General features: G+C 61.8%; 14 protein-coding genes, 1 tRNA gene and 1 pseudogene. 10 read left to right on the forward strand and 6 right to left on the reverse strand.

Translation table 11 applies throughout. From position 1 onward, the window contains the following. Position 1: 1 nt before the first annotated feature. The 5 genes and pseudogenes from V1293_RS02200 to V1293_RS02220 all read left to right on the forward strand — a co-directional run bounded on the left by V1293_RS02200 (position 2) and on the right by V1293_RS02220 (position 5,184). Positions 2-844 carry a hypothetical protein gene (locus V1293_RS02200; protein WP_334506300.1) on the forward strand — a complete coding sequence of 281 codons (843 nt, stop codon included), beginning with the start codon at positions 2-4 and terminating at the stop codon, positions 842-844. Positions 845-939: 95 nt separating this feature from the next. Beyond that, positions 940-1,890 carry a catechol 2,3-dioxygenase gene (locus V1293_RS02205; protein WP_334506302.1) on the forward strand — a complete coding sequence of 317 codons (951 nt, stop codon included), beginning with the start codon at positions 940-942 and terminating at the stop codon, positions 1,888-1,890. Positions 1,891-2,015: 125 nt separating this feature from the next. After that, positions 2,016-3,230, forward strand: coding sequence for a cytochrome P450 (locus V1293_RS02210; RefSeq protein WP_334506304.1), 1,215 nt, complete (start codon positions 2,016-2,018; stop codon positions 3,228-3,230). A 93-nt stretch (positions 3,231-3,323) separates the two neighbouring features. Further along, entirely contained in the window at positions 3,324-4,367 is a 1,044-nt protein-coding gene (locus tag V1293_RS02215; RefSeq protein ID WP_334506306.1) for a DUF3616 domain-containing protein, read from the forward strand. 80 nt (positions 4,368-4,447) lie between these two features. After that, positions 4,448-5,184, forward strand: a pseudogene (locus tag V1293_RS02220) (DUF2272 domain-containing protein). 148 nt (positions 5,185-5,332) lie between these two features. On the opposite strand, the gene V1293_RS02225 reads toward V1293_RS02220, so the two are convergent. The 3 genes from V1293_RS02225 to V1293_RS02235 form a co-directional block, all read right to left on the reverse strand. Beyond that, entirely contained in the window at positions 5,333-6,286 is a 954-nt protein-coding gene (locus V1293_RS02225) for a hypothetical protein (RefSeq protein WP_334506308.1), read from the reverse strand. Positions 6,287-6,658: 372 nt separating this feature from the next. Continuing rightward, positions 6,659-6,732: transfer RNA gene (locus V1293_RS02230), tRNA-Gln, on the reverse strand. A 192-nt stretch (positions 6,733-6,924) separates the two neighbouring features. Further along, positions 6,925-7,629: a TetR/AcrR family transcriptional regulator gene (locus V1293_RS02235; protein ID WP_334506310.1), complete on the reverse strand. Its 705-nt coding sequence runs from the start codon at positions 7,627-7,629 to the stop codon at positions 6,925-6,927. A 139-nt stretch (positions 7,630-7,768) separates the two neighbouring features. On the opposite strand from V1293_RS02235, the gene V1293_RS02240 reads away from it, so the two are divergent. Continuing rightward, entirely contained in the window at positions 7,769-10,057 is a 2,289-nt protein-coding gene (locus tag V1293_RS02240) for an arylsulfatase (protein WP_334506312.1), read from the forward strand. A 190-nt stretch (positions 10,058-10,247) separates the two neighbouring features. On the opposite strand, the gene V1293_RS02245 is transcribed toward V1293_RS02240, so the two are convergent. Genes V1293_RS02245 through V1293_RS02255 form a run of 3 tightly spaced genes read right to left on the reverse strand, consistent with a single transcriptional unit; the run spans position 10,248 to position 15,175 of the window. Then, positions 10,248-10,808, reverse strand: a complete 561-nt coding sequence (locus V1293_RS02245) for an invasion associated locus B family protein (RefSeq protein WP_334506314.1) — start codon at positions 10,806-10,808, stop codon at positions 10,248-10,250. 57 nt (positions 10,809-10,865) lie between these two features. Next, positions 10,866-14,012: a multidrug efflux RND transporter permease subunit gene (locus V1293_RS02250; RefSeq protein WP_334506316.1), complete on the reverse strand. Its 3,147-nt coding sequence runs from the start codon at positions 14,010-14,012 to the stop codon at positions 10,866-10,868. Further along, on the reverse strand, positions 14,009-15,175 hold the full coding sequence (locus tag V1293_RS02255; RefSeq protein WP_334506318.1) for an efflux RND transporter periplasmic adaptor subunit: 1,167 nt from the start codon (positions 15,173-15,175) through the stop codon (positions 14,009-14,011). The genes V1293_RS02250 and V1293_RS02255 overlap by 4 nt, the downstream gene beginning before the upstream one ends. 260 nt (positions 15,176-15,435) lie before the next feature. Between V1293_RS02255 and V1293_RS02260 the strand changes: the two genes are divergently transcribed. The 4 genes from V1293_RS02260 to exbB all read left to right on the forward strand — a co-directional run bounded on the left by V1293_RS02260 (position 15,436) and on the right by exbB (position 20,109). Continuing rightward, positions 15,436-15,675 (forward strand): hypothetical protein, encoded by a 240-nt coding sequence (locus tag V1293_RS02260; protein ID WP_334506320.1) that lies wholly within the window; start codon positions 15,436-15,438, stop codon positions 15,673-15,675. Positions 15,676-15,935: 260 nt separating this feature from the next. Next, a complete protein-coding gene (locus V1293_RS02265; protein ID WP_334506322.1) occupies positions 15,936-18,443 on the forward strand; it encodes a TonB-dependent receptor in 2,508 nt (835 codons plus the stop codon). A 23-nt stretch (positions 18,444-18,466) separates the two neighbouring features. After that, positions 18,467-19,156 (forward strand): Fe2+-dependent dioxygenase, encoded by a 690-nt coding sequence (locus V1293_RS02270; protein WP_334506324.1) that lies wholly within the window; start codon positions 18,467-18,469, stop codon positions 19,154-19,156. Beyond that, the gene (exbB, locus tag V1293_RS02275; RefSeq protein ID WP_442894197.1) at positions 19,153-20,109 is read left to right on the forward strand and encodes a tonB-system energizer ExbB; all 957 of its coding nucleotides are present in this window, start codon (positions 19,153-19,155) and stop codon (positions 20,107-20,109) included. The genes V1293_RS02270 and exbB overlap by 4 nt, the downstream gene beginning before the upstream one ends. Positions 20,110-20,112: the final 3 nt, after the last annotated feature.

Consider the following 20,112-nt stretch of genomic DNA (forward strand, 5'->3'; position numbering starts at 1 on the left):
GATGCGCCTGCGCACCTTGCTCGGCGACCATCCCGGCACGGCCGCGCTCAAGAACGGATCGATCAGATCGGATCTGGTGGAGTTCGATTTCGCGCAGTATTCGCCGACCAACAGGGGCTTCAAGCCGATGGTCCGCGAAGGCGCGTTCGACGTCTCGGAGATGGCGATCGTCACCTATCTGATGGCGAAGTCTTTTGAGAAGCCGATGGTGCTGCTGCCGGATATCGTGCTGGCGCGGTTCCAGCATGGGCATGCGCTTTACAATGCGAAAAAGGGAAAGCTCGCGCCGCGTGACCTCAACGGCAAGCGCGTCGGCATTCGCTCCTTCACCACCACGACTGGCGCATGGCTGCGCGGTATCCTCGCCAATGACTACGGCGTCGATCTCGATTCGATCGACTGGGTGACGTTCGAGGATGCCCATGTCGCCGAATTCGTTGATACGACCAGGCGGGCAGCCGCAGGCAAGCAGATCGTGCAGATGCTGATCGACGGCGAACTCGATGCCGTGCTTGGCGAGAAATCGGACCATCCGGATTTGAAGCCGCTATTCGCCGACGTCGCGGCCGAAGAGAACGCCTGGTTCGGGAAACACAAGGTGGTACCGATCAACCACATGGTGGTGGTGAGCCGGACCTTGTCCGACCGGCACCCGGACGTGGTGCGGGAAGTCCATCGGCTGCTTGCCGAATCTGCCGCCGCTTCATTCGCCGCGCCCCGCTTCAGCCCGGACGAGATGCGGCGCTCGCTGGAGCTGATTATCGATTACTCCGCGCAGCAACAACTCATTCCGCGCGCGTTCGCCGTCGACGAATTGTTCGACGATGTGACGCGGGCGCCGTAATTGTAGGGTGGGGAAAGGCGCATTGCGCCGTGCCCACCATCTGGTTTGAACTGGTGGGCACGCTGCGCTTTGCCCACCCTACAGAGAGACCGACAATGACCCCCGAGCCGATCTTCGATCTCGCCCATCTCGGCCACATGGAATTGCTGACGCCGAAGCCCGACGAGAGCCTGAAATTCTTCGTCGACGTCATGGGCATGACGGTCAGCGGCCAGAAGGGCTCGTCGGTCTACTTGCGCGGCTGGGACGATTACGAGCGCTATTCGCTCAAGCTGACGGCCTCGAAAACCTCAGGCATGGAGCACATGGCGTTGCGGGCCCGCAGCCCGCAGGCGCTGGAGCGCCGCGTCGCCGCGCTGAAGGGTTCCGGCTTCGACATCGGCTGGATTGACGGCGACATGGGGCAGGGACCGGCGTTCCGCTGCCGCGACCCCGATGGCCACATCGTCGAGCTCTATTACGAGACCGAATGGTATCAGCCGCCGCCGGAACTCAAGCCGGCGCTGAAGAACCAGGCGCAGCGGTTTCCGGCGCGCGGCGTCAATGTCCGCCGGCTCGATCATCTCAATTGCCTCGCGGTGGACATCAAGGCCAACCGGCTCTTCTTCGAAAACTATCTGGGCCTCCGCACTACCGAACAGATCGTGCTCAACGACGGCACGGAAGCGGCGATGTGGATGACGATGTCGAACAAGAGCTACGACTTCGCCTATACCCGCGACCATTACGGCAAGGCGGGCCGCTTTCATCACGTCACCTACGCGCTCGACAGTCGCGAGGAGATCCTGCGCGCCGCCGATATCTTTCTCGAAAACGGCATCCATATCGAGACCGGCCCGCACAAGCACGCGATCCAGCAGACCTTCTTCCTCTACGTCTACGAGCCCGGCGGCAACCGCGTCGAGGTCGCGAACGCCGGCGCCCGCCTTATTCTTGCGCCAGACTGGAAGCCGATCGTCTGGACCGAGGAGGAGCGCAAGAAGGGCCAGGCGTGGGGGCTGAAGACGATCGATTCGTTCCATACGCACGGCACGCCGCCGGTGTGAGAGGCGCGCAGGGATCATCGATAGCGACAAATTTTCGGCGAGGATGATCGAAAGTGCCAGCCTTGCGGCTTCACTGTCGCGCACCATCTTGATCAGGTGGCGAATCGGCAGTGTGGAACGGCGCGATGGCACAGCATGTGGATTTCGATTTCACCAGTGAGGCGTTTTTTCGTGATCCGCAGGCCGGCGTCGCGCAACTGCGGGCGATCGGTCCCGCCGTCGCGACGCGATTCCCGATCGTAGGCCGGGTCTGGGTCACCACGACCTACGAGGCGGCGGCGCGGGTGCTGAAGGACAGCACGCTCTTCACGCTGCGCAAGGAGGGCGGGGCGCTGGTCGGGCTGCCCTGGTGGATGCCGAAAGTGATCGGAACGGTCGCCAATAACATGCTGACGATGGACGAGCCGGATCACACGCGGCTGCGAAGTATCGTCGATGAGGCGTTCCGCCGCCGCGCGGTGCTCGACATGGAGCCGCATATCCGAGCGATCGCCGATCGTCTCTCCGATGAATTGTTTGCGGCGGGAAGCCCCGCTGATCTGGTGCAGCGCTACGCGCGGACGCTGCCGCTTGCGGTGATCTGCGAACTACTCGGCCTGCCGCCGGCCGACCGGCCGAAATTCATTGCCTGGGCCAATTCGATGGCGCATCTCACCAATGCATTCGGTTTTCTGCGGTTGATCGGCGGCCTCTTCAAGATGCGCCGCTATTTGCAAGAACGCCTGCGGATCGCCCGTGAAGAGGGCGGCGAAGGATTGATCGCGGAACTGGTGCGCGTCGAGCAGGAGGGCGGACGCATCACGCCGGACGAAATGGTCTCGATGGTGTTTCTGCTGTTGGGTGCGGGTTCCGAGACCACCACGCATCTGATCAGTGGTTCGGTGTTCGAACTGCTGAAGGATCCGGCGAGGCGCGACTGGCTCGCGGCGGACTGGGGCCGCGCCGGGCTCGCGATCGAGGAATTTTTGCGCTTCGTCTCGCCGGTGCAATTCTCCAAGCCGCGCTACGTGCGCAGGGATGTCGACCTCGAGGGCGTGAAACTGAAGAAGGGCGACCGGGTGATGGCGATGCTCGTCGCCGCCAATCTGGACTCCGGCGCGAATGAGTGTCCCGAACGGCTTGATCTCGAGCGGCGGCCGAACCGGCATCTATCGTTCGGCACCGGGATCCATTTCTGCCTTGGCCACCAGCTCGCGCGGATCGAAGGGATCTGCGCGCTGCAGGCGCTGTTCACGCGCTGGCCGGGATTAAAGCTGGTGGTCGAGCCGTCGGAAGTTCATTGGAGAAGGCGGCCGGGCATTCGCATGATCGCAGAGTTGCCCGTGATGGCCGGCGTTTGATCGGAATTGCGAACGCGGTTGTATTATATGATTTGACACGCGTGCGATGCAGGCGCAGTGTGATCGCTTTACGGATTTTTGGGGCAATGACGCATGACCCGCCTGTTGGTTGTCGCCATCCTATCCACACTCATCACTTCCGGAATAGCTGCAGCACAAGCCGCTAATCTGATCGCGACCTATCGCGGCGCCTGCGACGGCTCGGCTGCGGTTGCGCTCGACCGGGATCGTTTTGCCGTGGCCGATGACGACAGCAATGTCCTCAACGTCTACCGAACGGGACAAGAGGCAGCCATTCTGGAACTCAACCTGGATCAGTTCCTCGAAGCGCCGAAAAAGAAGAAGCCCGGACCGGATGGCAATCCGGTTTTCAAGGAAGCCGACATCGAAGGTGCGGCGCGTATCGGTGATCGCATCTACTGGATCGGTTCGCACGGCCGCGATTCCGATGGCAATGCGGAGCCGGGTCGGTCACGCCTGTTTGCGACCCGTATCGTATCGCATCCGGATGGATCGCGTCTGGAGCCGATAAATCCCCGCGCGTATACGTCCCTGCGTGAAGACATGTTCGACGACTCAAAGCTGAAGCCGCTGAAGCTTTCCAAAGCTTTTGCGTCCGGCGAGAAGAAAGGGCCAGCTCCTGAAGCAAAGAACGGCTTCAATATCGAAGGCCTCGCTGCAACACCTGAAGGCGGCCTCCTGATTGGATTTCGCAATCCGCGTCCCGGCAAACAGGCGATAGTCGTCCCTCTCAATAATCCGGCCGACGTAGTGGACGCGGGAAAGAAGCCTGTCTTCGGCAATCCAAGGCTGCTTGATCTCGAGGGGCGTGGCATCCGCAGCATCGAATGGATAAACAACGTCTACGTCATCGTCGCCGGGCCGTATGGCAAAGCCAAGGAGTCGAAGATCAAGCCGCCATTCGCCCTCTTCACCTGGAGCGGCAACGAGGCCGACGTCAAACCGCGCATGATGAAGAAAATCAAACTCCCGGACGATTTCGCACCCGAAGCGGTATTCGAAATTCCGGGCAGTTCAAACATGATGCTGCTGTCCGACGATGGAACCGACAAGTGCAAGGACGCGGACAAACCCAGGAAATCTTTTCGAGCTTTGACCGTTCCGGCGCCGAAGTGACGTCGGCATGGCGCGCTCGCTCGATGGTGCAAGGTATACCGGCGTACTGCGACGTTTGAGACTGCAGGAAAGGATGAGTGATGTCATTTCAGGAAAAACTTATTGCTCATGCTCTGGAACAGTGGACGTGGTTTGGTCGGGACAAGGACCGGGACGACAAGTTCGTCGACGCGAATGGGAATACAACGACGAACGAAACATCAAACGGAGTGCCGAACAGGCGCAAGGAAACCGTTGAGCCGTTCTCCAGCCGGGTTGCGAACTATTGGCTGGGCATTCCGAGCAAGCAGTATGACGATCTCGTCAAGAAATTCGCCAAAGCCAACGGCAGACTCGATGGGACTATCGATCTGGCATGGTCGGCGGCGTTCATTTCCTATTGCATGCAGATGGCCGGGGCCGGCTCCAACTTCCCCTATCGTCTGGCCATACGACCTGGATGGTCCAGTCGATCAAGAACAGGAGCAACGGGAAACTGAAGGCGGCGCTTGTCGGCTTCCGGCTCGGTGAAATTCCGCTCAAGCCCGGTGATCTCATTGCGAGGCCGCGTCAAGCGGGGATCACTTACGATAATGCGGTGGCGAAAGGCTGGTTCATCAGCCATTCGGATATCGTGGTGGAGGTCGATAAGGAGAACGAAGTTGCCTATGTGATCGGTGGCAATGTCGGGCAGTCGGTCAGCAAGGCGAAAGTTACGATCGATTCCGACGGAAAGCTGAACGATACGGACGGCTGGATGGTCCACATCCAGAACAACATCACGATCAAGGAAACGGTCGTTGCGGCGTTGCCGACCCATGAAGCAAGAGTTGGATAAAGCGACGGGCAGGGTGCCGTAACGCGGTGCCGCGAAGGGCGTCCCTCTGTTCACAGGATTGAGTATCCACGTCGCAAGAACGAGGGGGCGTCAGGCTCGGCGAGAGCAACGGGTACTCAAGCCGATCCGTCACGTGCCGACCTGAGCCCTAGGGAAGTGGCAGTTTATCGTCTCCGAGCACGACTGATTCGAACACGCCCTCGTTCATCAGTGCTTTGATACTATTCCGCACCGTCCTGCGCCGCGATAGATATTCGGGTGCCCCGACCTCGAAGAGGGCATCGAGCTTCTCATCCAATGTTGGCTGCTTCAATGCGTCCTTGATGTCGGCTTTGCTGCCGCGTCCCTGGTGGGTGATGTCCGACACCCAAATCGCGAGCTCGGGCTGCTTGTCGACGAGATCGTGAGTGCTTGCCAACCGCTTGACCTTCCGGCGCACGATGTCCAGGGCTGTGGACACGGAGGCCTTGACCGCATCCTGCTCGTTGAGGAGCCAGTGCATCAGCTTTGCCGTGTTCAGGGCTTCCGCATCGCCGACGGTTGTCGTGTCCGGGTTCAGATAGGTCATGAAGGACACGAGCTGATCTTCAACCTTTCCGTTGGGCCGGTGAACCGTTGTGACTTCCTCCAATGAATAGGACCGCCCGTCAGTGACGCGATGCAGCCGTCCAGATTCGATCGTCAGGTCGGGGAAGTAGTCCTGCGCGGTTGGCAGTCCGATCAGTTTGCGAAACAGAAGAATAAGATTGTCATCAGGCGTGTGCGCCGCCAGCTGATAAAAGCCAAATGTAAATCGAGCCCGGTCATACGTGTTGACGAGAAGTTGATGGCCGCCAGCGCTCTCCGCAACGACGGTCGGCCAGATGAAATGCGCCCATAGCCCAAAATCGGTGCTGGCCTCATGGCGATCGTAGAAAAGTGCTGGAAGCTCGTTCATGAACTTCGTCTGCGCGAGTCCCTTATGTATTCCGTCGCCATCTCTGAATGGAACGGTGTAGGCAACGAAGAACTTCCTGGTGCTCCCAGCTGGTTTGGCGAACCATTTGGTGAACTTGGTTTGTGGCTCACCATCCTGGGTGATTTTGAAATCGATCGCTGTCATTGACTACTCCCACATTCGCCAGGATCGACGCCAGATACCCGTCGAGCGGTTGTCGCGCGGGCTAGGCTCGGCCTGACGCTTGCGAGCTTTTCGGCGAATGATCGCCATCAATTTATGATGGAAGCAAGAATCTGGGGCAACCAAATACTGGGGCGACGCAGGGGATGCCGGGTGCCTCCGCTAAGCCCCCTATGTTCGAGCGCGCCACTACCACTTCCTTGCGCGCGAGACCGCGGGTGCAGCGCGCACGGGCATTCCCTGCGCCTTCGCATTTTCGAAGGTGAGCCGATCAAGACTCGGACGCATCGCGACTGCGAGACCGTGAAGCCATGTCTGAGTGGAGCACCATCGGCGTAACGGGCCATCGGCGGCTGGCTGGGGAACTAGGATTCGAACCTAGACAAACAGAGTCAGAGTCTGTTGTGCTACCGTTACACCATTCCCCAATAATTGCTCATGACATCAATAGGTTAGTCGGATGTCCGGGCAATTGGCTGGAGCGGGATTGTGTAAATCGCCGCTTTTGCTGGTGCGTCGTTCTACTCGCTCGGTCCGGGCCTTGGCAAGCGCGGAAGGAGAGGCATTTTCGGGCCCACTTGCAGGGGCTGCTGCGGGCGGCATTTGCCGCGGTCCCGGGGTCAAGCCCGTGGACGACGAGCCTGTTTCTTGCGCCGGCGCGAAGGGCGAACTGTCGGCGCCGTCATCTCCGTCTGCAGCAACAGCCGCAGGCAGTTCGCCAGCCGATCTTCCATTTCCCGGTCGTGAATGGATAGCGGCCCGGGATCGTTGAGGATGGCGTTGACCAGCGTTCCCAGCACGATCTGAAAGCCGAAGGCGATGGCGCGCGTTTTTGCCGCCTTGTTGGCCCGGCCCATGGCGCCAAGCAGAATCGGCGTGGCGTCCGCCACGTTGGCGCGCGCCAGCCCCTTGAAGGTGGACCACCGGTCCGGCCTCGTGTCGTCGTGCTGAAGTGCTGCGCGCAGCACGCCTTCGTGGTTTCGGATCCAGCCGATGGTCCCGCGGACGAGGAGACGGCTGAGCTCGGCGAGATCGGCATCGGCCAATCGCCTGTCTTCCTTCATCCGCGACAGCCGGCTTCCGCCGTCGCGCGCGGCGAGCTCGATCAACGCATTGAAATAGGCGTCCTTGCTCTCAAACCGGCTGTAGAAGGCGCCAACGGTGGCGCCGACCTGCCGGCACAGCGCCTCGATCGACAATTCCGCGAGGCTGTGCGTGCGCAACATCTCCGCGCCGGCCTGGAGCAGGGCGGCCGTGGTCTCGCGGCTGCGCTTCTGCCGCGACGGGGTGACGCCGGGAAGGTCGAGTTCGGCCGGTCGCTGCATCCGGAACTTGCGTCTCCCGTTCGAAATAATCATAATCATAATTCGGATTATAGTTTTTGGCAATGCAGGCGGCGCGTTGCCGTGACCTCGGCGAACCGGCGGATCAACCGCGGTCGCTCCAAAAAAACGGGAGGAGAGCATGGCGGCAGGCAGCGCAAAACCGTTCGGCGGCACGATCGGCAAGACGGTGGCTGGCTCAAAACCCTGGTGGCCGCAGACGCCGAAGCCGCCGCAGGGCGCGCCGAACATCCTGGTCGTGCTGTTCGACGATGTGGGATTCTCCGATTTCGGCTGCTACGGCTCGGCGATCAGGACGCCGACCATCGACAAGCTCGCCGCCGAAGGTCTGCGCTATTCGGGCTTCCACACTACGGCAATGTGCTCGACGACGCGCGCCGCGCTGCTCACCGGGCGCAACCATCATTCGGTCGGCGTCGGCTGTCTCGCCAATTTCGATAGCGGTTACCCCGGCTATCGCGGCAAGATCGCGCGCGAGGCGGGTACGCTGGCGGAAATGCTGCGGCCGCACGGCTATCGCAACTACATGGTCGGCAAATGGCACGTCACGCCTTTGACCGAAAGCGGCGCCACCGGGCCGTTCGACGGGTGGCCGCTCGGCCGCGGCTTCGACCGCTTCTATGGTTTTCTCGATGCCGAGACCGATCAATTCGCGCCGGAGCTCGTTTCCGACAACACGCATGTCGATGCACCCGGCGTCTACGCGGACGGCTATCACCTGACGTCCGACCTGATCGACCAGTCGATCCGTTTTATCGCCAATCACACTGCCGACCGGCCCGATATTCCCTGGCTGACCTGGGTGGCGCTCGGCGCCTGTCACGCCCCGCATCAGGCGCCGATGGACATCATCAAGAGCTATGATGGGATGTTCGCCCATGGCTGGGACGTCGAGCGCGAGCAGCGGATGGCGCGGCAGAAGGCGATGGGGATCGTGCCGCCGGAAACCCGATTGCCCGCCCGCAATGACGGTGTGAAGGCATGGGAAGAGCACAGTGCCGACGAAAAGCGTGTCTTCACGCGGCTGCAGGCGGCGTTTGCCGGCATGCTCGATCACGCCGACCAGCATCTGGCGCGGCTGATCGGCTTTCTTGACACGGCCGGCATCCGCGACAACACGCTGATCCTGGTTTTGTCCGATAATGGCGCGAGCCAGGAGGGCGGGCCGCTCGGTTTCGTCAACGCGATGGGGCCGTATAATTTCCGTCCTGAACCGATCGCGGAAAAGCTGCGCCGGATCGACGACATCGGCGGACCGGATTCGCACAGCAATTTTCCGCACGGCTGGGCGATGGCGTCGAACACGCCGCTGCGCCGCTACAAGCAGAACACCCATGGCGGCGGCATCCGCGATCCCTTCGTCATGAACTGGCCGAAGAAGATCGCCGCCAAAGGTGAGGTGCGCCATCAATTCGTCCATGCTTGCGACCTGACGCCGACCTTGCTCGACCTGATCGGCATCGCGCCGCCGGCCGAAATTGGCGGCGTTGCGCAGATGCCGATCGAAGGCGAGAGCTTTGCGCGCTCGATTGCCGATCCAGCCGCGCCGTCAAAGTCCTCGCCGCAATACTTTGAAATGTTCGGGCATCGCGGGATCTGGCAGGACGGCTGGAAGGCGGTTTCCTTCCATCCCTCCGGCACGCCGTTCGAGAACGACAAATGGGAGCTGTTTCACCTCGCTCAGGATTTTTCGGAGACCAACGATCTGGCGGCGCAAGAGCCCGAGCGGCTTGAAGCGATGATCAAGCTGTGGTGGCGCGAGGCCGAGAAACACAATGTGCTGCCGCTCGACGACCGGTTCGGCCCGCGCTTTGCGGAAAACGCCGCGCGCTTCCATGGCGCACGCAACAAGTTCACCTTTCACGCCGGCATGGGACACGTGCCGACCGACGTCGCGCCCGATGTCCGCAGCCGCAGCTACACCATCGAGGCGCATGTGGAGATTGGCGATGATGGCGCTGAGGGCGTGCTGATCGCCCACGGCGATGCGACGTCAGGCTACAGCCTCTACATCAAGGACGGCGTGCTGGTGCACGATCTCAATATCGGCGGCGGCCATGAGATCGTGACCTCGAACCGCAAGGTGCCGTCAGGCGCGCACCGGCTCGGCGTGCATGTCGAGCGTCTGCTGCGCAAGGAGCCGCCGGCCAAGGGCTCCCGCACGGGCGTGACGGCCTATACGCTCCTGATCGACGGCGAGGCGGCAGGCTCGATCCAGACCCAGCTCGCCTTCAACAATTTCATCTCCTGGTCCGGCCTCGACATCGGCCGCGATCGCTCCAGCCCGGTCTCGCACTACGCGGCGCCGTTCGAATTCACCGGGCAGTTGCTGCGGGTGACGGTCGACATGCATGACGACCAGAAGCTCGACGGCGAGGGGGTGGGGGCGGCCGAGATGGCAAGGCAGTAGCCGATCAAACCTCAGCTGTCGTCGCCCCCTTGTGCGCAATTGCGCACTGGGGCGGGCGATCCGGTATTCCAGAGGCGCTAATGATTGAAACAATAGGCCGCGGCGTACTGGATTTCCCGCCTACGCGGGGAATGACACCTTGTGTGGGGCGGCGCCGTCACGCTGCTCGTCGCAACCGACGAAACCTGCCCTACTTGATCTTCTCATACGCCGCGCCGAAATCGGCCAGCGGCATCGGAATCGTGATCGTCTCCTTGGCCAGATTCTGGAACGACACCATCAACTGCTTGCCGGATTTCAACGCGGCCAGCACGTCGGGCGAAATCTGGAGGTTGGCGTAGCAGCCGCGGGCTTCGCAGGTCTGGATCTGCAGGTCGGATGTCTTGCCCTCGTCGACCTGGAATTTGGCACCAGCCGGCAGGTTGAGCCCGAGCGGCAATTGAACGAGCGCGATCGGCGCGCGGGTCTCGGCTGATACCCGGATATTGATCAGGACGATCAACTGGCCGGTCTTGGTCAGAACCGCGCTCTGCTCGATCGCGCATTCGAGCGGCGCGCCGCGGCTTGCGCTGCTGCACCGTGCAACCCAGCCGGGAGGTGCGGCAGTATTCGCGCTTTCGGCGGCAGGTGCCGGTGTTGCCTGCACCACGGGCGTGGCGTTGTTCTTGGCTTTGGGCGCCTGGGCGTGGCTATGGTCGCACAAACCCGATATCGCTGCGGCGGCGATCGCAAATTTTACTAAAACTTTCACTGAACCGGCTCCGAAATAAACTACCTTCGGATGTGTCGGTTCCAGTGCAAAGTCAAGTCATTCCGCCGCTTGCTTGACCGAGGCTCGCCCGCCCGGATGCGCCTCATGATCGGGATCGGCCGGCCGGCCCCAGCGCGCGAACGCGTTCGAGAGCCTGTCGAGATAGAGATAGACCACCGGCGTCGTAAACAGCGTCAGCGCCTGGCTGACGATCAGGCCGCCGACCATGGCATAGCCGAGCGGCTGGCGGATTTCCGATCCGGTCCCGCTGCCGAGCATCAGCGGCACGCCGCCGAGCAGCGCCGCCATGGTCGTCATCATGATCGGGCGGAAGCGCAATAGCGCCGCCTTGCGGATCGCGGCTTCGGGCTCGAGCTCTTCGTCGCGCTCGGCCGTGATCGCTAAGTCCACCATCATGATGCCGTTCTTCTTCACGATGCCGATCAAAAGCACGATGCCGATCAGTGCGATCAGGCTGAAGTCGAATCCGAACAGCATCAGGATAGCGAGTGCGCCGACGCCGGCGGACGGCAGCGTGGACAGGATCGTGATCGGGTGGATGTAGCTTTCGTAGAGGATGCCGAGGATCAGATACACCACGACGAGGGCTGCAAGGATCAACAGCGGCACCGTGCCGAGCGACTGCTGGAACGCCTGCGCGGTGCCCTGGAAGCTCGAATTAAGCGTCGCCGGCGCGCCGAGCTCGACCATCGCCTTCTGCACCGCGTCGGTGGCCTGTCCCAGCGCCACGCCCTGCGCGAGGTTGAAGCTGATCGTGATCGCCGGAAATTGGCCCTGATGGCTGATCGACAGCGGCCGCACCGGCACACTGGTCCAGGTGGCAAAGGTCGACAGCGGCACCTGGTCGCCGGTGCTGGGCGATTTGACGTAGATCTTGTTCAGCGTGTCAAGGCTGCCCTGCAGCTCCGGCAGCACCTCGAGCACCACCTTGTAGGTGTTGAGCTGGGTAAAATACTGCGTCACCTGGCGCTGGCCGAACGCGTCATAGAGCGTATCGTCGATCAGTTGCGGCTGGATGCCGTAGCGCGAGGCGGTGTCGCGGTTGATCTTGAGCTCCAGCGTGGTGCCGTTGGTCTGCTGGTCGGTGGCGACATCGCGAAGCTCCTGCAGCGTCTGCATCTTCGCCAGGATCTTCGGCGCCCATTCGTTGAGCTCGGCAAGGTCGGCGTCCTGCAGCGTGAACTCGAACTGGGTTCGCGTCGGCCGGCCGCCGAGCCGCACGTCCTGCGCCGCCTGCATATAGAGGCGGGCGCCCTCGATCTTCTCCAGCTGGGGACGCAGGCGGGCGATGATCTGTTGCGCGGTCGCCTTGCGTTCGTCGCGCGGCTTCAGCGTGATGAACAGATTGCCGTTGTTGCCGGCGCGTCCGCTGCCGCCGATCACCATCGCGACCGAGGCCACATCCGGGTCGGCCTGCACGATCTTGCCGAGTTCTTCCTGGTGCCGCTTCATGTCGGCAAAGGAAATGTCCTGGCTGGCCTCCGAGGTGGCCGTGATCAGGCCGTTATCCTGCTGCGGAAAGAAGCCCTTCGGGATGATGACGAAGAGGTAGACCGACAGTCCCAGCGTGGCGAAGAAGATCATCAGTGTCGTGAGCTTCCAGCGCAGCGCGAGATCGAGGCCGCGTTCATAGGCGTGCAGCATCGCATCGAAACCGCGTTCGCTCCATTGGTAGAACCGGCCATGCCTGGTCTCGCCATGCGCGCGCAGGAAGCGCGAGGCCATCATCGGCGTCAACGTCAGCGACACGATCATCGAGACGAAGATGGTCATCGCCAGCGTCACGGCGAATTCGCGGAACAGCCGCCCGATGATACCGCCCATCAACAACAGCGGGATCAGCACCGCGACCAGCGAGATACTGATCGACACGATGGTAAAGCCGATTTCGCTGGCGCCCTTGAAGGCGGCGGCCATCGGCCTCTCGCCTTCCTCGATATGGCGCGTGATGTTTTCCAGCATCACGATGGCGTCGTCGACCACGAAGCCGACGGCGATGGTGAGCGCCATCAGCGAGAGATTGTCGAGCGTGTAGCCGAATACCCACATCAGCGCGCAGGCGCCGAGCAGCGCCAGCGGCACGGTCACCGTCGGGATCACGGTCGCCCAGAAACTGCGCAGGAAGATGAAGATCACCATGACGACCAGCGCGATGGTCAAGAGCAGGGTGAATTGCACATCCTCCACTGCGGCGCGGATGGTCTGGGTGCGGTCGCTGATAACCTCGATCTTGATCGCCGGCGGGATCGCCGCCACCAGCCGCGGCAGCGTCGCCTTGATCTTGTCGACGGTCTCGATGACGTTGGCGCCGGGCTGCTTGAATATCACCAGGAACACGCCGCGCTTGCCATTGGCCCAGGCCGCCTGCTTGGCGTCTTCCGGGCCGGTGACGGCCTGGCCGATATCGCGGATCCGCAACGGGCCGCCGTTGCGGTAGGCAATGATGACGTCGTTCCAGTCCTTGGAATCCGGCAACTGGTCGTTGGCGTAAATGGTGTAGGAGCGGCGCTCGCCGTCGATATTGCCCTTCGGGCTGTCGACGGTCGTGATCGCGATCTGGCTGCGCACATCTTCGAGCGACAGGCCCTTGGCGACGAGTTTCGCCGGGTCGATCTGGATACGGATCGCGGGCTTCTGCTGCCCGCCGATGATGACCTGGGCGACGCCTGAGATCTGGCTGATCTGCTGCGCAAGCTGGGCGTCGACGGCGTCGCTGACCGTGGTCAGCGGCAGCGTGTCCGATGTCGCCGATAACAGCAGGATCGGCGAGTCCGCCGGGTTGACCTTGCGATAGATCGGGGGCGAGGGGAGGTTTTTCGGCAACTGTCCGCTTGCGGCGTTGATTGCAGACTGCACGTCATTGGCGGCGGCGTCGATCGAGCGGTTGAGATCGAACTGGATATTGATCGCCGCGGTGCCGAGGTAGCTGGTCGAGGTCATCTGCGCGACGCCCGGAATTTGCGCGAACTGGCGTTCCAGCGGTTGCGCAACCGACGATGCCATGGTTTCCGGACTGCCGCCGGGCAGGGATGCCGTGACCTGGATGGTCGGAAAGTCGACTTGCGGCAGCGGCGCGACAGGCAGCAGAGGATAGGCGACAAGGCCGACGAACAGGAAGCCGGCCATCATCAGCGACGTGCCGATCGGGTAGCGAATGAAGGGAGCGGAGATTCCCTGGCTCATTCGCTGGTCGTCCTGGCCTGAGCCTGATCCGAACTGGCGACCGCCGTCGTCACCAGCGTGCCCGGCTGAACCTTAAACTGGCCCGCCGTGATCACCTGCTCGCCGGGCGCCAGCCCTTCGTCGACCACGGAACGGCCGTCGATCGCGCGCGTCACGCTGATCTTGCGGAGTTCAGCCTTGTTCTCCTTGTTGACCGTGTAGGCATAAAGGCCATTGGCGCCATGCTGAACGGCATCGTCGGGGATTACGGTTGCGTCCTTCAGCGTTGCGATCAGCAGCCGGGTTGAAACCGACTGGCCCGGCCACAGCGCATGATCCTTGTTGTCGAACACGGCCTTGAGCCTGACGGTGCCGCTCGACGTGTCGACCTGGTTGTTGATCAGCGAAAGCGTGCCGGTCGAAAGCATCCGCTTGCCGTCGGTGGAGAGCGCGATCGTCTTGGGAGAGCCGGCGGCGAGCGCGGTCTTGATATCCGGCAACTGGTCTTCCGGCGCGGTGAAGATCACCGCGATCGGCTCGATCTGGGCGATGGTCACGATGCCGGTCTGCGATGCGGCATTGACGATATTGCCGACATCGACCTGCCGGAGCCCGACGATACCGGAGATCGGCGCCCTGACGGTGGCGTAATCGAGCTGGGTCTGCGCGTTCTCGATCGCCGCCGTGTCGGCCTGGATCTGCGCCGTGAGCTGCGCGACGGTCGAGCGCTGCGTATCGGTCTGTTGCCGGGTGGCGAATTCGCCGAGCTTGGTAAAGCGCTGCAGGTCGAGACTGGCGTTGGCAAGGTTGGCTTCGTCCTGGGCCTTCTTGGCCTTGGCCTGGTCGAGCGCGGCCTGGAACGGCCGCGGATCGATCTCGACCAACGTATCGCCCTCCTTGACGAACTGGCCCTCCTGAAACGCGATCCGGTTGATCTGACCGTCGACGCGGGTGCGGACCACCACGGTGTTGAAACCTTGCACGGTGCCGAGGCCGGTCTGGTAGACCGGAAAATCGGCCTGTTCGACCGCCGTAATTCGCACGGGGACGGCGGCTCGGGCAGGCACGCGCTTCCGAGCGTCAGCCTGCGCCGGATGGCTCTGCAATCGCTGCCAGCCCGAATAACCCAGCCCGGCGATTGCTACGATCAGCAAAGCCCAACGAATGGTGCGTGACTTCGACATGGACATAGCGGCTCAAGGCTCGAAGGAAATTCCCAGCATTGCCGATATAATGTCCGCCCACTTGCCCTGTACAAACACTAAGGCTTGAGAATCCTAAACAATTGGAAAGGTTTGAAACCGCCGTCGGGCGGCGTCCTGCGCCAGCGCCAAATGGCCCGCGATCGCTCGCGATCTCTGGCCTGTCTTTCGAGCAGGGTTGAATGCGGGATCGATGTCGTCCATATCGCGCGCGTCAAGCGGTAAACGATCGGGGGTGCAGGATGGACGAACTGAATGGGCGCATAATGGCGTGCCAGATTCTGATCACGGGATTGATTGCGCGCGTCGCGAACGATTCGCCCGACCCGTTGCGCTTCCTCACCGACTTTCGCGATGAGATCAAAGCCGTGGTGAAGGGCGTCAACATATCAGGCATGGACAACACCGATCGCGTCCGCCAGGTCGCGCAATCGACGGTCGATGAATTGTTTTCGCTGATGAAGCCGCCGAGCACGGACTGATGGTCGTAAAGGCGATGATGCAACTAATGCCTGATTTTACGGCGTTTCCTGCATCTCTTTAGAACGTTTACAAAGTAGTTTTAGAACCTTTCAAACGGCGATTTAGAATCATTGTGATTTAGAATCATTGTGATCTGGATGGATTCAACCGGACTGTTGCCCCAATCGCGTTGACCCCAAAATTTCCGATCGGTACTGACCGCGCGGGACTATTCGCCGCATGTCGATTTGCCGCGAATTAAAACGATCAGGGGCACGTAATGAATTTTGCAAAGGCACCGAGGTCGCTTCGTTTTGAAGCGGCGGTCAACTCGCTCGGTCAAACGGTTGAAAACAATTCCGGCAAGAAGGTTTCCGCCGTTGCGGGCCTCATTGCGGTGGCGTCGTTTTCCGGCGCTGAAGCGCAGCAATCCAACCTCCCGCCGGTGACGGTCGATGCCCCGGTCGCTCGCCCGCGTCCTGCTGCGTCAAAACCTTCGCCGGACCAGCTCAGCGCCCGCAGCGCGCTGCGTCGCGCCGCCCGCCGCGCACAGCCGGCGCAGGTCGCCCCCGTGCCGTTCCCGAATGCGGGGAGCCTGGCGGCGGATCGCAATCCCTATGCGGATGCCGCCGCGCCCTACAAGGTCGATCGCGTGCAGGCCTCCGGCAAGTTTCCGGAGCCGCTGCTGAACACGCCGAAAACCATCACGGTGCTCAGCAAGGAAGTGTTGGCGGATCAGAACTCCACCACGCTGAAGTCGGCCGTTCTGAATACGGCTGGCGTGACGCTCGGCACCGGCGAGGGCGGCAATGCCTTCGGCGATCGCTTCTTCATCCGCGGCTTCGATGCCCGCAACGACGTTTTCCTCGATGGTATGCGCGACGCCGGCGTCAGCGTCCGCGAGAACTTCTTTACCGAGCAGGTTGAGATCTTGCGTGGACCTGCCTCGTCTTTTGCCGGACGCGGCACCACCGGCGGCGCGATCAACATTGTGACCAAGCAGGCGTCGACCGAGAAAAGCTTCTATAATATGGACACCACGTTCGGCACTGACCACACCAAGCGGGTCGTGCTCGACGTCAACCAGGTGATCAGCCCGACGCTTGCGGTGCGCGCGGGTGGCCTGTTCCAGGATGCCGGCGTCGCCGGCCGCGACTACATCAAGGACGACCGTGACGGCGGATTTATCGCGGCGAAGTGGACACCGCTCGATACTGTCAAATTGTACGCGAACTACATTCACACCAATCTGCATGGCTTGCCCGATTTCGGTGTGCCCTATTACCGGCCCGGGGCGCCACAGCCCAACAACCGGTTCACCAACACGTCGGGCGGTCCGTACCCGGACTTCGGCGTCAACCGCAACAATTTCTACGGCCTCGTCAATCGCGACTATTACAGCATCAAGCAGGACATCGGAACCTTTGGCGGCGAGGTCGCGATCACCCCGGATTTGACGTTGAGCAACAAGAGCAGGGTACAGCGCTCGGTGCTTGACTACATCGGAACGCTTCCGGAAGGGCCGAACACCACCACAAACACGATCAACCTCAATCCGCAAAGCCGCTATCAGGTCACCGAAAATATCGCCAACCAGACCGAGGCGACGTACAAGTTCGGTTTAGCCGGATGGAAGCATACCGCGCTCGGCGGCGTGGAAGTCTCGCGCGAGATCGCGAGCATTGACAAGTATGCCAACCTCAGTTCGGAACAACTGGGTGGAACCGCCCTCGGATCGATACCCAACGCCAGCATTTATGCGCCCCAGTACACGTTTGCGAATGTCGGCATCAACCCGACCTGGGCCGGCCTGCCGACCAAGGTCGCGATCGACACCAAGAGCGTCTATCTGCTCGACACCGCCAACTACAACGATTTCGTCATCCTCAACGGCGGCGTTCGCCTCGACGATTATCACATCAAGGTTAGCGGGTTCAGCACGGCGAGCGTGTTCGGCGCGCAGGACCAGCGTTACAGTCTGCCGAATTTCAACCTCGGCATGGTCCTCAAACCGCTGCCGATCGCGAGCATCTACACGGCCTACGCGACATCCTCGAATCCGGTCGGCGCCGAATTCGACGGCACCAGCGTGCAATATGGCGGACTGGCACCGTCATTGAACGGCAACCCCAACCAAATTTTCGGGCCTGAAAAGAACAAGGCGGTCGAGGTCGGCACCAAATGGGAGTTGTTCGACCGGCATTTGCTGCTGACCGCGGCGCTGTTCCAGACCGAGAAGGAAAATGCGCGCGAGTCGCGAAATACCACGGTGAATGGGCAGACGGTGTCTCTTATCACCGCCGGCGCGGCCTATAAGATCCAGGGCATCGATCTCGGCGTCGGTGGCAAGATCACGGACAAGTGGAGCGTGTTCGGCGGACTTGTGCTGATGAAATCGGAGGTGACGAAGTCGCTCGTACCTTCGCCGCAACCGCTGATCTATCCGACCAATGTCGGTTTGAAGCTGGCCAACGTCGCGCACCAATCGTTCAGCATGTTGAGCAAATACCAGCTCACCGATGTCTGGGAGATCGGCGGCCAGGCGGTGTACCGGTCCAAGATGTATGGCGGCACCTTCCTCGCCGCCAACCAGGGCACGCAACTGCCGAGCTATTGGCGCTTCGATACGTTCGTGGAAGCCAAGGTCAACAAAAACTGGACCGCAAAGCTGTTCGTCGCCAACATCACCAACAAGCTCTACTACGACGCGTTGTACCAAAGCGCGACCCCGTTCGTGTTCGTGGCGCCGGGCCGTAGCGTGAGCATGGTGCTTTCGGCACGGTTCTAGATTAATTCAGGGGATGTAGTGGTATGCTGATCTGCGTCCCCGAGGTGCTGAGCAAGGATGATGTGGCGGATTTCCGCCGCATCATGGACGCCTCCGCCTGGGAGGACGGCCGCTCCACCGCCGGCGCGCAATCCGCACTGGTGAAGAAGAACGAGCAGCTTCCGCCGGACAGCGAGGTCGCGCGCGCGCTCGGCAATCGCGTGCTTTCGGCATTGACGGCCAGTCCGCGGTTCATCTCGGCGGCGATCCCGCTGCAGATCTTCCCGCCGCTATTTAATCGTTACGTGGCCTCCGGCGGGCACCATTTCGGCCTCCATGTCGACAACGGGGTGAGGGGAGATCGTCTCACCGGCCAGCGGATCCGGACCGACCTGTCGGTGACGCTGTTTCTGTCGGAGCCGGACGAGTATGACGGGGGCGAGCTGGTGGTCGAGGATCTCTATGGTTCCCACGAAATCAAGCTCGCGGCCGGGGACCTCGTGCTTTATCCTGCGTCTAGTTTGCATCTGGTCACGCCGGTCACACGAGGTATGCGTGTGGCATCTTTTTTCTGGCTGCAGAGCATGGTACGGGATGCACACGCCCGTAGCCTGATCTTCGATCTCGACACCTCGATCCAGGCCCTTGTGGAGCGGCTGGGGCGAGACGACCCTGAAACGGTCAAATTGACCGGTATCTATCACAACCTGATCCGCTACTGGGCCGAAGTATGAAGAACATGTCTCTTTCTCGCGTGACGACATTTGCGGTGATCTCGGCGCTGGCGATGCTGTCGCTGGCGGGGCCGTCGTCGGCCCAGCAGGGCACGACCCCTGCGGCGCCGACCGCACCTGTGGCCCAGCAGGCGCCCGCCGTATCGCAGTTGCCCGTTGCCCCGGCGGCGCAGTCGGCTCAGCCTGCCGCGCCTTCCGATGCGGCGGCGACGCCGGCCGAACGTGAAGGAAAGCCTCTGAAGGCCACGGCCGCCGAACTCAAGGAATTGTCGCCTTGGTCGATGTTCAAGTCGGCCGACGTACTGGTCAAGGCGGTGATGCTCGGCCTCGCCTTTGCTTCGCTCGTGACCTGGACCATCTTCATCGCCAAGATGCTCGAACTGACCGTGGTTCAGCGCAAGCTGCGCTCGGCGCTGGCCAAGATCGCCGACGCGCGGTCGCTGGCGGAAGCGCAATTCGCGCTCGGCGCCAAGGGCAGTGTGCTGGCGTCCTTCCTTGCGGCGGCGATGCGCGAGGCGCGGCTATCGGCGGGCATCTCCAGCGACGCGGGCATCAAGGAGCGCGCCGCTTCGAGCTTTGCGGAAATCGTGCGCGCCGAGGCGCGGCGGATCCGGCTCGGCATGGGCCTGTTGGCGACCATCGGCGCGACGTCGCCCTTTGTCGGACTGTTCGGCACCGTCTGGGGCATCATGAACAGTTTTATCGGCATTTCGAAATCGCAGACCACGAACCTTGCCGTGGTGGCGCCCGGCATCGCCGAAGCGCTGCTTGCCACCGCGATCGGTCTCGTTGCCGCGATCCCGGCCGTCATCATCTACAATCACTTTGCGCGCGTCACCAAAGGCTACCTCGAACTGGTCAGCCGTGCATCGGGTGCCGCGGGACGGCTGCTGTCGCGCGATCTCGACCGTACCCATGTCAGCGGCTCGCATTCCCGCACGGCGGCGGAGTAGGCG

Origin of the sequence: Bradyrhizobium sp. AZCC 1693 (genome assembly GCF_036924745.1) — a bacterium.
Classification (GTDB): domain Bacteria; phylum Pseudomonadota; class Alphaproteobacteria; order Rhizobiales; family Xanthobacteraceae; genus Bradyrhizobium.

Coding starts and splice junctions, on each gene's coding strand:
- V1293_RS02265 (WP_334506322.1), top strand. CDS start 15,936: ATGAATTTTGCAAAGGCACCGAGGTCGCTTCGTTTTGAAGCGGCGGTC.
- V1293_RS02250 (WP_334506316.1), bottom strand. CDS start 14,012: ATGAGCCAGGGAATCTCCGCTCCCTTCATTCGCTACCCGATCGGCACG.
- V1293_RS02270 (WP_334506324.1), top strand. CDS start 18,467: ATGCTGATCTGCGTCCCCGAGGTGCTGAGCAAGGATGATGTGGCGGAT.
- V1293_RS02260 (WP_334506320.1), top strand. CDS start 15,436: ATGGACGAACTGAATGGGCGCATAATGGCGTGCCAGATTCTGATCACG.
- V1293_RS02205 (WP_334506302.1), top strand. CDS start 940: ATGACCCCCGAGCCGATCTTCGATCTCGCCCATCTCGGCCACATGGAA.
- exbB (WP_442894197.1), top strand. CDS start 19,153: ATGAAGAACATGTCTCTTTCTCGCGTGACGACATTTGCGGTGATCTCG.
- V1293_RS02240 (WP_334506312.1), top strand. CDS start 7,769: ATGGCGGCAGGCAGCGCAAAACCGTTCGGCGGCACGATCGGCAAGACG.
- V1293_RS02210 (WP_334506304.1), top strand. CDS start 2,016: ATGGCACAGCATGTGGATTTCGATTTCACCAGTGAGGCGTTTTTTCGT.
- V1293_RS02235 (WP_334506310.1), bottom strand. CDS start 7,629: ATGCAGCGACCGGCCGAACTCGACCTTCCCGGCGTCACCCCGTCGCGG.
- V1293_RS02255 (WP_334506318.1), bottom strand. CDS start 15,175: ATGTCGAAGTCACGCACCATTCGTTGGGCTTTGCTGATCGTAGCAATC.
- V1293_RS02200 (WP_334506300.1), top strand. CDS start 2: ATGCGCCTGCGCACCTTGCTCGGCGACCATCCCGGCACGGCCGCGCTC.
- V1293_RS02225 (WP_334506308.1), bottom strand. CDS start 6,286: ATGACAGCGATCGATTTCAAAATCACCCAGGATGGTGAGCCACAAACC.
- V1293_RS02215 (WP_334506306.1), top strand. CDS start 3,324: ATGACCCGCCTGTTGGTTGTCGCCATCCTATCCACACTCATCACTTCC.